Raw genomic sequence first — 12,182 nt, 5'->3', positions numbered from 1 at the left:
AACCCTGCTTGATCATCCTTGGCCGCAAAACACCAGAAAACACAGAAAAACTAAAGCGAGAGAAGATCACAGATCCAAAGGCTAGAGCTGAGCGTCTCGCCGCTCCTCGACCAGCCGCTCTTCGAGCTCCTGGCTCGCTACCGCAAAGGCCAAGCCCGGTGAGTAGCCCTTCCGCGCGAGCATGGAGACCAGTCTGCGCAGCAACTTATCCCGCTCGGCACGGTCGGAGAGCAGTGACCCCGGCCGCAGCTTACGCCGTACTAACTCAGCCGCCGCCGCACGCTCGGAGTCGTCGTTCACTTGCAGGAGCGCCTCTTCAACGAGTTCGGGGGCAACTCCTTTGTCCTGCAACTCGCGTCGCAAAGCACTACGCGCCAGGGAACGCGTTTGCGATCGCGAACGCACCCATGCCCTGGCGAACTCCGCATCATCGATGAGTTTGAGTTCTTCGAAACGGTCGAGCACGGTCTCAGCAACCTGCTGAGGGACATTGCGCTCAGCCAGCTTATCGGCGAGCTGACGTCTGGTCTTAGCGGAGTTGGTCAGCTGCCTGAGCACGATAGCCCGGGCCACAGACGCTGGATCCGCCTCCGGATCAAATTCGCTCGGTGGCGAGGAGAACTCATGCCCTCCTCGCCGTCCTCGTGGAGACACCGTCAACTAGATGCCGTCAACGGCCCTGAGCTTGGGTTCCTGGGCAATCTCAGCGTCGGCGGCCTTCACGCCGACCCCCAGCTTCTCCTTGATCAGCCGTTCCAGCTCTTCGGCCAATTCGGGATTATCGCGCAGGAAGCGTCGAGAGTTCTCCATGCCCTGCCCCAACTGATCACCGTCGTAGGTGAACCAGGAACCGGACTTCTTGATGATGCCGTGCTCAACACCCATATCGATGATGCCGCCCTCGCGGGAAATACCCTGCCCATAGATGATGTCGAATTCGGCAACCTTGAAAGGCGGCGCCATCTTGTTCTTGACGATCTTCGCCTTGGTGCGGTTGCCGACCGAATCGGCGCCTTCTTTGAGCGTCTGGATGCGGCGCACATCGATGCGCACCGAAGCGTAGAACTTCAAAGCCTTGCCACCCGTGGTGGTTTCCGGGCTGCCGAAGAAAACACCGATCTTTTCACGCAGCTGGTTAATGAAGATCGCGGTGGTCTTGGTCTGATTGAGCCGACCGGTGATCTTACGCAGTGCCTGGCTCATCAAACGAGCCTGCAGGCCGACGTGGCTGTCACCCATTTCACCTTCGATTTCGGCGCGCGGCACGAGGGCGGCGACGGAGTCGATCACAATGATGTCCAGCGAGCCGGAGCCGATCAGCATGTCCATGATCTCCAGCGCCTGTTCACCGGTGTCCGGCTGGGAGACCAGCAGGGCATCCACATCCACCCCGAGCTTTGCAGCGTACTCCGGGTCCAGGGCGTGCTCGGCGTCGATGAAGGCAGCGATGCCGCCATTACGCTGAGCATTGGCCACCGCGTGCAACGCCACGGTGGTCTTACCCGAGGATTCCGGCCCGTAGATCTCCACCACGCGACCGCGCGGCAAGCCGCCGATGCCGAGCGCGACGTCGAGCGCTATCGACCCGGTGGGAATGGTCTCGATGGGCGCTCGGACGTCATCGCCCAGGCGCATGATGGAGCCTTTACCGTACTGCTTATCGATCTGGGCAAGTGCGGCTTCTAGCGCCTTCTCGCGATCTGGTGATGCTGCCATGTGACACCTCAATGCTTTCTTTTCCGGTGCTTTTCCCGCGGCTCGATGCTGTACCGAACCGATTACCCTTGACGCTACGAGCCAGCACCGACAATATCCGCCGTTCTGCCAAAAACCCGTACCAATGTGGATAACTTATTCGGTCTGCTGAGTCCGCAGGAGAAGTGGATCTTCTCTGCTCTGAGCCTACCTTTATCCGAACAGATATTCGAATGTCTTTCCGGCGTGTCATCACTGCGGCGGAAATATCTCGCTCAGCCTTTGGGCTTGAGATCCTTGCCCAGCCGTCGACTGGCTGGAACTTCCTGGACATCGCAGACGGCGTGCCAGATCTCGCGAGGTGAGACTCCTGCCTCAAGCGCTTCGATGGCGCTGCGTCCGCCTATCGCGGTGAGAATCAAATCGCTCGCCAACGAGCGCGCATAACGCGCACCGAACTCATCCTCCATCAACCGCCAAAACTCGCTCACCCGCATTATTCGATCCTCCCACTAGAATGGTTCAATGACGACCCCACCGGAAGGCCGCCGTAATTCTTCTACCGCCAGCGGCCCAGACGAGGCGGCTATCGAAGCCGCCGAAGAACAATTGAGCCTGTTATGGCGCCGCTCGCGTGCTGCTTCCTACCAGTTCGCCCGGACCGTGCACCCCGATCTGGAACCGGCCGCTTATGGGCTGCTCGCCATCTTGTTCAACGACGGACCAATGCGGCTGACGGATCTGGCGGCCAATATCGGCGTCGGAAAGCCCTCGGTGAGTCGGCAGATCGCTTTCCTGGAGAAAATCGGCCTGGTCCGCAAACAGGACGATCCCCAGGACGGCCGAGCGCAGATGATTCATCTCACCGACAAAGGCCAAGAGCAGATCAAAGCGAGTCAGAACGCCCGAAAGAAGGCACTCGATGACCGGCTGTCCTCCTGGCCCTCCTCTGACGTCCGCGAATTCGCACGCCTGCTTCGCAAGTTCTCGGAGGAGATAGACGAGTCATAAGCCTAACTGACTTTTGACGACAGACGACGAAACCCGGCACTCAGCGTGCCGGGTCTCGTCGGATCAAAGCTCAGTTATAAGCGGGAGAAGGAAATTCCGCTGAGAATTGCTCTTCGAGATCCTGACCGTCGATCGAGCGTCCATACCGAGTGGCGAAATCCTGTGGCAGGGTGTCGGGAACGGCTAGGCCTTCAGCGACTGCAAGGCGGTCGCTCACCTCACGGAGCATGATCGACAACGGCACATCCAGGGCTGCGCAAATCGAGGAGAGCAGCTCGGAAGAAGCTTCCTTCTGGCCTCGCTCGACTTCGCTGAGATACCCCAGCGACACTCGTGCACTGTGTGAGACTTCGCGCAGTGTACGCCCTTGACGTTGACGCAGGTCTCGCAGAACGTCCCCAATTTCGTGGCGAATAACTACCAGCTTCTTTCCGGAGCTGGGAGCCACCTTGGCCTCGTTTGCCAAACCCACATCGCGCCAGCGCACTACGCCGTTTACGGATACGGGTTGTTTCACCATTTACTCCCTCAGCTATCCCCTTGCGGGGAACTTATGTTTACATCCTAGGTGTTTATCACGCACCGTGGATATATTGCCCAACTATCAACCGATTTGTTTTGTTCCCGGCTCGTTCCCGGGAGTTTGCTGTGAGGGCCCCAGCAGTTCGGCCAGCAGTTGCAGAGCGGCCCGCACCGCTTGGGCTCTAATAGCGGCCCGATCTCCGCTGAAGTGATACTCCCGGCACTGCGCCCGCCCGGCCTGAGCCACCGCGAGGAACACCGTGCCGACGGGTTTTCCGTCGTGAGGTTCCGGCCCAGCGGCGCCGGTGGTTGCGACGCCGACCTCGGCGCCCACCGCCCGGCAGACCCCCAGCGCCATCTGACGGGCCACTTCCCCGTCAACTGAGCCGACCCGGTCCAGCAGCTCCGTGGAGACGCCCAGCACAGTGGCTTTCACCCGGTTCTGGTAAGCCACCACACCGCCTTGAAAAATCGCCGACACTCCGGGAACGCCGACCAGCTCGGCGGCTAGGGCGCCGCCGGTCAGAGATTCCGCCGTCGCAAGGCTCAACCGCCGCTGGATCATCAGCTCCACCAGGGGTTCGAGGGACGTCGGGGCGCTCACCGGGCTGTTCCCTCCGCGGCGCTGGAACGCCGCAGCCGGACCGCTTGCACAATGTAGTCCACCCCGGTCCACAGGGTGACAACGAAGGCCGCGAGCATCACCGACAGAGCCACGACTCCCAACCAGGGCCACTGCGGGGTGAGCGGGAGCAAATAGAGCAGGATCGCCGCGGTCTGCAGCACGGTTTTGAGCTTGCCTCCCCGCGAAGCGGGGATCACACCATAGCGGATCACCACGAACCTGAGCAGCGTGATGCCGACTTCGCGAATTAAGATCGGCAGGGTGATCCACCAGGACAATTCACCCAGCGTGGAGAGGATGATCAGCGCCGAGCCGATGAGTAATTTATCCGCGATCGGATCGGCGATCTTGCCGAAGTTGGTGATCAGCCCCCGGCTGCGCGCCAGATCCCCGTCGAGCTTGTCGGTGTAGATGGCGGCCGCGAAAACCAGTAATGCTGCCCAACGCCACCAGGAGTACTCAGCAGAATCCGCGAGCAAGAACCAGATGAAAAAAGGCACCATGGCGATGCGCAGCACGGTCAGTGCATTGGCGATATTGAGCGCCGATGCCGGCCGCGTTTCCGATTCAGTCACAGCATCTACCTTAGCTCGCGGCCAGCGAAGCTCCGTCGAGCATGGAGGTCGTGTGCGGGGATCTACACCTTATCGAGCCTTCATAAGGCGTAGATCTCCACACACCGTTGGCTTAGCGCCCGGTAAGTTGCCAGGCGTCCTCTCCGCCGTCCTCATCGTCGTCGCCGTAGTCGACCGCCTGAGCACGAGCGTTCAGATCCTCTGCCACTAGGTCAGTGCCATAGCCCTGATTCACGTTGGCGTTGGCGGCTAAGGCCGCAGTCGTCGGATCCACCGCGGCTGTCGGTTCATCGCCCCGAATGGCGGCCAGTGTCGCCGCCAGGTCATCCGGCTTCACCAGGACGTCACGGGCTTTGGAGCCTTCCGAGGGGCCCACTACGCCGCGTGATTCCAGCAGGTCCATCAGACGCCCGGCCTTGGCGAAGCCGACCCGCAACTTGCGCTGCAACATGGAGGTGGAGCCGAACTGGGTGGTCACCACGAGCTCCGTGGCTTGCAAGAGCACATCCAGGTCGTCGCCGATCTCTTCGTCGACCTGCTTCTTCGGCGCCTCGACCGCGACGTCGTCCCGGTAGACAGCTTGCAGCTGGCCCTTCACATGCTCGACGATCTGGTGGATCTCGGACTCGGTGACCCAGGCACCCTGCACCCGGATCGCCTTGGAGGCGCCCATCGGCAGGAAGAGCGCGTCGCCCTGACCGATCAGCTTCTCCGCACCGGGCTGATCCAGTACCACCCGGGAGTCGGTGACCGAGGAAGTGGCGAAGGCCATCCGAGACGGCACATTGGCCTTGATCAGACCGGTCACCACATCGACCGAGGGGCGCTGCGTGGCGAGCACCAGGTGGATGCCGGCAGCCCGTGCCAGCTGGGTGATTCGGACAATGGAGTCTTCCACGTCGCGCGGAGCCACCATCATCAGATCGGCCAGCTCGTCCACGATCACCAGCAGGTACGGGTACGGCTTCAGAATCCGTTTGGAGTCCGGCGGCAGCTTGACCTTGCCCGCGCGCACTGCCTTGTTGAAATCGTCGATGTGCTTGAAACCGAAGTTGGAGAGATCGTCGTAACGCGTATCCATCTCACGCACCACCCACTGCAGAGCCTCCGCAGCTTTCTTCGGGTTAGTGATGATCGGGGTGATCAGGTGCGGCACGCCTTCGTAGGCGGTGAGTTCGACTCGTTTCGGGTCGACCATCACCATCCGGACCTCATCCGGCGTCGAACGCATCAGAATCGAGGTAATCATCGAATTCACGAAGGAGGACTTACCAGCACCGGTGGCACCGGCCACCAGAAGGTGCGGCATCTTGGCCAGGTTGGCGACCACGAAGCCGCCTTCGACGTCCTTGCCGACACCCATCACCATCGGGTGATCGGTGCGGCGCGCGTTCTGCGAACGCAGCACATCGCCCAGCGAAACCACTTCACGGTCGGTGTTGGGAATCTCGATGCCGATCGCACTCTTACCGGGGATCGGCGAGAGAATGCGCACATCAGCGCTCGCTACCGCGTAGGAGATGTTCTTGGACAGCGCGGTGACCCGTTCCACTTTGGTGCCCGCACCCAGTTCGATCTCGTAGCGCGTCACGGTCGGACCGCGGGAGAATCCGGTCACCTGGGCGTCAACCCCGAATTGAGTCAGCACATTGGTCAGCGCGGCGACGACGGCGTCATTCGCCTCGGTGCGTTCTTTGGGCATCGTGCCGGGAGTCAGCAGATCGGAGTTGGGCAGGGTGTAGGTCACATCGCCGGCCAGGCTGAGCTGCTCGGAGCGCTGCGGGATGGGCGTAGCGGGAGGCTGCGGGGTAATTCTGGCCACCGCGATGGTCGGGCTGACCGTGGGCTTCTCAGGCACCACCGGCAAGGTGGCGAGTGCCTCAGTCACCGGAGCGACCTGGGCTGCGGCCGCTGTGCCGATACCCGCTGCGCCGATGCCTTGGGCAGCTTTCAGCTGCTCGGCGGCGAGCTCAGCCTTGGTGGGACGCCGGACGCCCGGCGGGATTACCGGTTCGGTGGCCGGCTCATCCACTAAAGCACGCTCGAAGGCTTCATCTCCGCTCAGCGCGTCGAAGAGCTCGGTACTGTCCTGGTGATCTTTCTTCCGGCCGAACAAACCTCGCTTTACACGTTTCTTCTTCGGTTCCGGCTGAACCGCATCTCGGTCGTAGAGGTAGCTCTGGTCGTGCCCGTCGCGGTCGGACTCCGGCGCCGGATCCTGGCCCATCAGATGCTCGTAAAGATGCCGCAAACGGGACGGGATAGCGCGGAATGGCGTCGCGGTGACGATCAGCAGACTCACGAAAGCCACTGCGATATAGGCGATGATCGCGAGCCAGAAGTTCACGGCGGAAAACGGCGTGGCCGCCAGGAAACCGATGGTTCCCCCGGCCTTGCTGACGCCGTCGAAACCCGCAGAGAGGCTGGGTTGGCCAGCCACCAGATGTGCAATAGCCGCCCCGGCCACCGTCATGATGCTGAAGCCGATCGCGATCCGGTTATTGGCTCGTACGCTTTCGGGGTGACGGAACTGACCGATCGAGCAGATCAGCAGCATCAGAGGGAGCAGCAAGCCCATCCAGCCGAGAGTGCCGTTCACCACTCCGTGCACGCCGTCGGCGAGCCAGCCTTTGAGCCCCCACCACTCGAAGGTGGCGATGCCCACCGCGAGCAGCAACAACAACAGCGCGCTGCCATCACGCCGCAGCGCCGGATCTAAGCCCGAGACATCGTGGCCGACGCGGCGAAGGCCGCCACCAACGGTGTGGGCAATGCCTTGCCACAGCCCGACAATCGCTCGGACCGGCCAAGGCTGTACCTCCGAGCCAGCTTGTTGGGAGGGTTCGGGGTGTTTGGGCGTGCGAGCAGAGCCAGTCGAGGTCTTGCCATTTGCCTTAGTGGCACGACTAGCGGTTGGGCGCACGGGGGAAGTACGAGTCGCCATACCCCCACGCTACCTGTGGAAGCCCTGTTTCTCTGGGATTTCGCCCCCGTGCCCACTTTATGCTTCCAGCACCACCGGGACGATCATTGGACGACGCCGCAGCCTGCGGTTCACCCAGGTACCCACCACCCGGCGCACCACCTGCTGCAGCTGATAATTCGTATGGTCCTTCGAGGCCATCACGGCTTCTTCGAGCGCAGCATTGATCTTCGGGATGATCTCGTCAAAGACCGCGTCATCCTCGGCGACGCCCCGCGCATGGATCTCCGGGCCGCTGACGATCTTTCCGGTGGTGCGGTTCACCACGGTGACGATGGAGATAAATCCTTCGTCGCCGAGCACCCGCCGGTCCTTCAGATCGGTTTCGGTGACTTCACCGATGCTGGTGCCGTCGACGTAGACGAATCCGCATTCCACCTGGCCGACGATTTTGGCCTGGTGATTGACCAGATCGACCACGGTGCCGCCGTCGGTGAGCAGCACGTTCTCCGCGGGCACCCCGCTGCTCTCGGCGATCCGGCCATTGGCGATCAGGTGCCGAGTCTCGCCGTGCACCGGCATCACGTTATTGGGCTTGAGGATGTTGTAGCAGTACAGCAGCTCCCCCGCGGCGGCGTGGCCGGAGACGTGAACCTTGGCATTGCCCTTGTGAATGACTTCAGCGCCTAGCTTGAGCAAGCCGTTGATCACCCGGAAGACGGCGTTCTCATTACCCGGGATCAAGGAGGAAGCCAGGATCACGGTATCGCCGTGGCCCACCTGGATCCGGTGATCACCATTGGCCATCCTGGACAGTGCGGCCATCGGTTCGCCCTGCGAGCCGGTACTCATCAGCACGACCTGACTATCCGGAAGGTTGTCCACATTCTTGATATCCACCAGGATTCCCGGCGGCACGTCGAGATAACCCAGCTGAGCGGCGATGCCCATATTCCGCACCATGGAACGCCCCACGAAGGCGACTTTGCGGCGATGTAAGGCCGCCGCGTTGAGCACCTGCTGCACCCGGTGCACGTGGGAGGAGAAGGACGCCACGATGATCCGCTTTTCAGCCTGCCCGAAAAGCCGATCCAGCGTCGGACCGATCTCGCGTTCGGCGGTGGTGAATCCGGGCACATCAGCGTTGGTGGAGTCCACCATGAAGAGGTCTACGCCCTCTTCGCCGAGCCGGGCAAAAGCCCGCAAATCGGTGATCCGGCCATCGAGCGGCAACTGGTCCATTTTGAAGTCGCCGGTGTGCAGCACATTGCCGCCTGCGGTCCGGATGAAAACCGCGAGGGCATCCGGAATCGAGTGGTTTACCGCGACGAATTCGCATTCGAAGGGGCCGAGCTGCTCAACCTGTCCCTCGGAGACAGCCATCGTATAGGGCTTGATCCGGTGTTCTTGAAGCTTCGCCTCGATCAATGCCAGGGTCAGTTGCGAACCGATCAAGGGGATGTCCTTGCGCAGTCGCAACAGATAAGGAACCGCGCCGATATGGTCCTCATGACCGTGGGTGAGCACCACGGCGACGACGTCGTCCAGGCGGTCTTCGATGTAGGAGAAATCGGGCAGGATCAGGTCGACGCCGGGCTGGGTCTCCTCGGGGAAGAGCACCCCGCAGTCCACAATGAGCAATTTGCCGTCGATTTCGAAGACGGCCATATTCCGGCCGATCTCGCCCAGTCCACCGAGTGGGACCACCCGGAGCGTTCCCGGTGAAAGTTTAGGCGGGGTGCGCAAGCCGGGTTGGGCTACTTGGGTCATACTGTCTCTTTCATTCAGGGAATTTTGCCCCCAGATCAAAACTGATCTCTTCCAGATCAGCTCTAATCACGGCAAGTTCCGCACTGCTTGGTTCCACCAGTGGCAATCTGACCACTGAGTTCGGCAGGACTCCCTGCCATTTCAAAATCTGTTTGGCCGATACAGCTCCCTGAATCCGTGTCATCACGGCACGGGACAAGGGCTCCAGCTCAAAGTGCAATGTTCGCGCGGTAGCGAAGTCGCCTGATCGCGCAGCATCGATCAAGGCTCGGAACTTCTTGGTCGCCAGATGAGTCGTGACGCCTACCAGGCCCACCGCTCCAGCGGCCATCCACGGCAGAATCAGGGCGTCGTCGCCCGAGTAAATATGCAGATCAGTGTTCGCCATCACCCGCGTAGTGGCCGCGAGATCCGCTTTGGCGTCTTTCAGGGCGATGATCTGCGGATGATCTGCCAACCGGATCAGAGTCTCGGTGCTGATCGGAATGCCGGTACGGCCCGGAACGTCATAGACCATCACCGGCAGCTCGGTGGCGGAGGCGATGGTTTCGAAATGTGCCTGCACGCCGGACTGGCTTGGCTTGTTGTAGTACGGGGTGACGATCAGCAGCCCATCGACGCCGAGCTTAGCGGCCTGCTGGGAGAGTGAAACCGAATGCTTGGTGTCACTGGTGCCGGTACCGGCAATAATCGCTGCCCGATCGCCTACGGCTTCTTTGACCGTGCGGAACATCTTGAGTTTTTCGTCGTCGCTCAGTGTTGAGGTCTCCCCCGTGGTGCCGGTCACCACGAGCCCGTCGCATCCATCGTCGACCAGCTTCACCGCGAGTTGCGCGGCCTGCTGATAGTCCACCTCACCTTCGGAGCTGAAAGGCGTGACCATGGCGGTCAGCAAAGTGCCGAAGGGGTACGAATGCTTCTGGGGGGCCATAGGTAAAACGTTACCCGCTCCGGCTGAGATTCGAAGAACGAACCCTCACTGCGAGTCCAAAAAGGGTTCGATGACGGCGAGCACCGGTCCTGCGGGGAAGAGCGTGTCGGCGTGGTCTCGGCCGGGCAGTTCAAGCAATTCGGCGTGCGGCATCAGGCTCACGGCATACCGTGAATCGTCGAGCCGCTGGGCATCAAGAGAGCCCGCCAGTAACAGGCTGGGGATCTGGAACTCCGCCAGACGCTGCTCCGGAACTCCTTCACCGCGCTCGGTCTGGGCGAAATAGGCTCGCAGAGCCACCGGGTCGTTCGCCATAAAGGCCATTCTGGTGACCGGGTCCACCGGGTGGCCGAGGCGATGTTCCCAGCCATCGATAAAACCGGCCATCCCCCGCTGGGCGAGAGCGGCGTCGTACTCTGGGAAGAACAGCTGACCGATCGACCCCGTGGAAATCCGGTAGCTGCCGCCCGCTGAGATGAAGCTGCGCATCCGCTCGGGCGCCGTCACCCCGAGTGAGAACCCGATCCGGGCGCCGAAGGAGTAGCCCAGGAAATGCGCCGAGGCCACCCCGGCCGCATCCAACACCGCGAGCACATCGGCCATCACGAGCGGCATCCGGTAGTCCTCGGGCTGCCGCGGTTTGCCGCTCCGACCGTGACCCCGCAGATCCATGGTGAGCAGACGATACTTCGGACCGAGGGCACGGAGGTAGCCCATGCCGCGCCAAACTGCTTTCGACAAGGCGCTGCCGTGCACTAGCAACAGCGGTTCGCCTTCCGGGTTGCCGTGCTCCTCCCAGGCGAGGGCGACGCCGTCCTGTGGATTGCTAGCAAAATGCATCAGCGCAGAATCCTTCCAGGGTGTGTACTGCTCATCAGTTACTGCGCGGTTATCCGACGGCGGGAGCGCTGCGGTACAGCCGGATAGCATCCCGCATCGAGGAGCGGGCCCGTTTCCGGTCACCGGCGGCGTCATAAGCGCAGGAGAGCCGGAACCAGGAGCGCCAGTCCTCCGGCGCTGCCTCCGCCTCGCGCTGGTACTTCAAGAATTCGGCGTCGGCGGCTTCACGGACGATCCTGCCACCGGGGGTGCGCGGCAGATCGTCCACCGGCAGTCCGCCCTCCTTTTCCAGGATGCTCGCCAACTTTTCCATCCGGACGCCGAAGAAAAGCTCCCGGAGCATCGCCCAGGCGCCGATCGGCGGCAGCACGATGAGCGCGGCTCCTAAGGCTTTGGCTACCGGATTGGCGTCCGTAAGCAGCAGCACCGAGCGCTGTACCAGGACCACTAAGTAAAAAACCAGCAGCAGGCAGATCGCGGCCACCCAGATCTTAGTGCGCATCAGTCGAGTTCCAAGTATCCGTCGAGGCCGTAGGTCAGCCCGGGGCGGCTCGACACGGTGCGGACGCCGATCAGCAGGCCGGGCATGAAGGAGGCCTGACCAAAAGAGTCGTGCCGTAGGGTCAGTTGCTCCCCGACCGAACCGAGGAGCACTTCTTGGTGTGCATAGAGCCCCGCGAGCCGCACTGAGTGCACCGGGATGCCGTGCACTTGAGCGCCGCGGGCGCCGTCGAGCGATTTGCTGGTGGCGTCAGGCGCAGTGCGACCGTCCCGCGATTCGGCGATCAGTTGCGCGGTGCGGATCGCGGTTCCCGAGGGAGCGTCGATTTTTTCCGGGTGATGGAGTTCGATGATCTCTACCGAGTCAAAGTATTTGGCGGCTTTGGCCGCGAAGTGCGTGGCGAGCACCGAACCGAGCGCGAAATTCGGCGCGATCAGCACTCCGATGCCGGAGTGCGCTGCCAGTAGCTCTTCGAGGGACTTCCGTTTCGCCTCATCCCAGCCCGTGGTACCGACCACGGCGTGCATGCCGTGGGTTACGGCGAAGCGGACATTGGCCTCGGAAGCATCCGGCACACTCAGATCAATCACCAGCTGAGCCCCGGCTGTGACGAGTTCCTCAAGAGAGTCCCCGCGGCCCAGGGCGGCGACGAGCTCAAGATCGGAGGCGTTCTGCACCGCAGCGACGGCGGCTTGACCCATCCGCCCCTTCGCTCCGAGCACGGCGATCCGCATTTTTTCCATGCTTCTAAGCCTAATGCTTCTGGCTCGGGCGCCGAGACCGGCTGT

General features: G+C 62.0%; 13 protein-coding genes. 1 reads left to right on the top strand and 12 read right to left on the bottom strand.

Going from position 1 to position 12,182, the window contains the following annotated elements; translation table 11 throughout:
• Nucleotides 1-81: 81 nt before the first annotated feature.
• From ABDK06_RS14225 to ABDK06_RS14215, 3 genes are all read right to left on the bottom strand, one after another.
• Nucleotides 82-573, bottom strand: coding sequence for a regulatory protein RecX (locus ABDK06_RS14225; protein ID WP_394942322.1), 492 nt, complete (start codon nucleotides 571-573; stop codon nucleotides 82-84).
• A gap of 87 nt (nucleotides 574-660) precedes the next feature.
• Nucleotides 661-1,716 carry a recombinase RecA gene (gene recA / locus ABDK06_RS14220; protein ID WP_394942180.1) on the bottom strand — a complete coding sequence of 352 codons (1,056 nt, stop codon included), beginning with the start codon at nucleotides 1,714-1,716 and terminating at the stop codon, nucleotides 661-663.
• A 254-nt stretch (nucleotides 1,717-1,970) separates the two neighbouring features.
• The gene (locus ABDK06_RS14215; RefSeq protein ID WP_394942178.1) at nucleotides 1,971-2,192 is read right to left on the bottom strand and encodes a DUF3046 domain-containing protein; all 222 of its coding nucleotides are present in this window, start codon (nucleotides 2,190-2,192) and stop codon (nucleotides 1,971-1,973) included.
• A gap of 28 nt (nucleotides 2,193-2,220) precedes the next feature.
• Here ABDK06_RS14215 and ABDK06_RS14210 point away from each other — a divergent pair, with 28 nt between their 5' ends.
• Nucleotides 2,221-2,706 (top strand): MarR family winged helix-turn-helix transcriptional regulator, encoded by a 486-nt coding sequence (locus ABDK06_RS14210; protein ID WP_394942176.1) that lies wholly within the window; start codon nucleotides 2,221-2,223, stop codon nucleotides 2,704-2,706.
• Between the two features lie 70 nt (nucleotides 2,707-2,776).
• Here ABDK06_RS14210 and ABDK06_RS14205 read toward each other — a convergent pair whose 3' ends face one another.
• The 9 genes from ABDK06_RS14205 to dapB form a co-directional block, all read right to left on the bottom strand.
• On the bottom strand, nucleotides 2,777-3,226 hold the full coding sequence (locus tag ABDK06_RS14205; RefSeq protein WP_394942174.1) for a helix-turn-helix domain-containing protein: 450 nt from the start codon (nucleotides 3,224-3,226) through the stop codon (nucleotides 2,777-2,779).
• 84 nt (nucleotides 3,227-3,310) lie between these two features.
• A complete protein-coding gene (locus tag ABDK06_RS14200) occupies nucleotides 3,311-3,832 on the bottom strand; it encodes a CinA family protein (RefSeq protein ID WP_394942172.1) in 522 nt (173 codons plus the stop codon).
• Entirely contained in the window at nucleotides 3,829-4,428 is a 600-nt protein-coding gene (gene pgsA, locus ABDK06_RS14195) for a CDP-diacylglycerol--glycerol-3-phosphate 3-phosphatidyltransferase (RefSeq protein ID WP_394942170.1), read from the bottom strand. The genes ABDK06_RS14200 and pgsA overlap by 4 nt, the downstream gene beginning before the upstream one ends.
• 112 nt (nucleotides 4,429-4,540) lie before the next feature.
• Entirely contained in the window at nucleotides 4,541-7,372 is a 2,832-nt protein-coding gene (locus ABDK06_RS14190) for a DNA translocase FtsK (RefSeq protein WP_394942168.1), read from the bottom strand.
• A gap of 57 nt (nucleotides 7,373-7,429) precedes the next feature.
• The gene (locus tag ABDK06_RS14185) at nucleotides 7,430-9,121 is read right to left on the bottom strand and encodes a ribonuclease J (RefSeq protein ID WP_394942166.1); all 1,692 of its coding nucleotides are present in this window, start codon (nucleotides 9,119-9,121) and stop codon (nucleotides 7,430-7,432) included.
• 10 nt (nucleotides 9,122-9,131) lie between these two features.
• On the bottom strand, nucleotides 9,132-10,052 hold the full coding sequence (gene dapA, locus ABDK06_RS14180; RefSeq protein WP_394942164.1) for a 4-hydroxy-tetrahydrodipicolinate synthase: 921 nt from the start codon (nucleotides 10,050-10,052) through the stop codon (nucleotides 9,132-9,134).
• 45 nt (nucleotides 10,053-10,097) lie between these two features.
• Nucleotides 10,098-10,892: an alpha/beta fold hydrolase gene (locus tag ABDK06_RS14175; protein WP_394942162.1), complete on the bottom strand. Its 795-nt coding sequence runs from the start codon at nucleotides 10,890-10,892 to the stop codon at nucleotides 10,098-10,100.
• 49 nt (nucleotides 10,893-10,941) lie between these two features.
• Nucleotides 10,942-11,394: a hypothetical protein gene (locus tag ABDK06_RS14170; protein ID WP_394942160.1), complete on the bottom strand. Its 453-nt coding sequence runs from the start codon at nucleotides 11,392-11,394 to the stop codon at nucleotides 10,942-10,944.
• Nucleotides 11,394-12,137, bottom strand: coding sequence for a 4-hydroxy-tetrahydrodipicolinate reductase (gene dapB / locus ABDK06_RS14165; protein WP_394942158.1), 744 nt, complete (start codon nucleotides 12,135-12,137; stop codon nucleotides 11,394-11,396). Before dapB ends, ABDK06_RS14170 begins: the two co-directional genes overlap by 1 nt.
• Between the last annotated feature and the right edge of the window lie 45 nt (nucleotides 12,138-12,182).

This window comes from Psychromicrobium ferritrahens (assembly GCF_043789415.1).
Classification (GTDB): domain Bacteria; phylum Actinomycetota; class Actinomycetes; order Actinomycetales; family Micrococcaceae; genus Renibacterium.
Note: the sequence above shows the minus strand (reverse complement) of the source record. Positions and strands in the feature narration are given on the sequence as shown.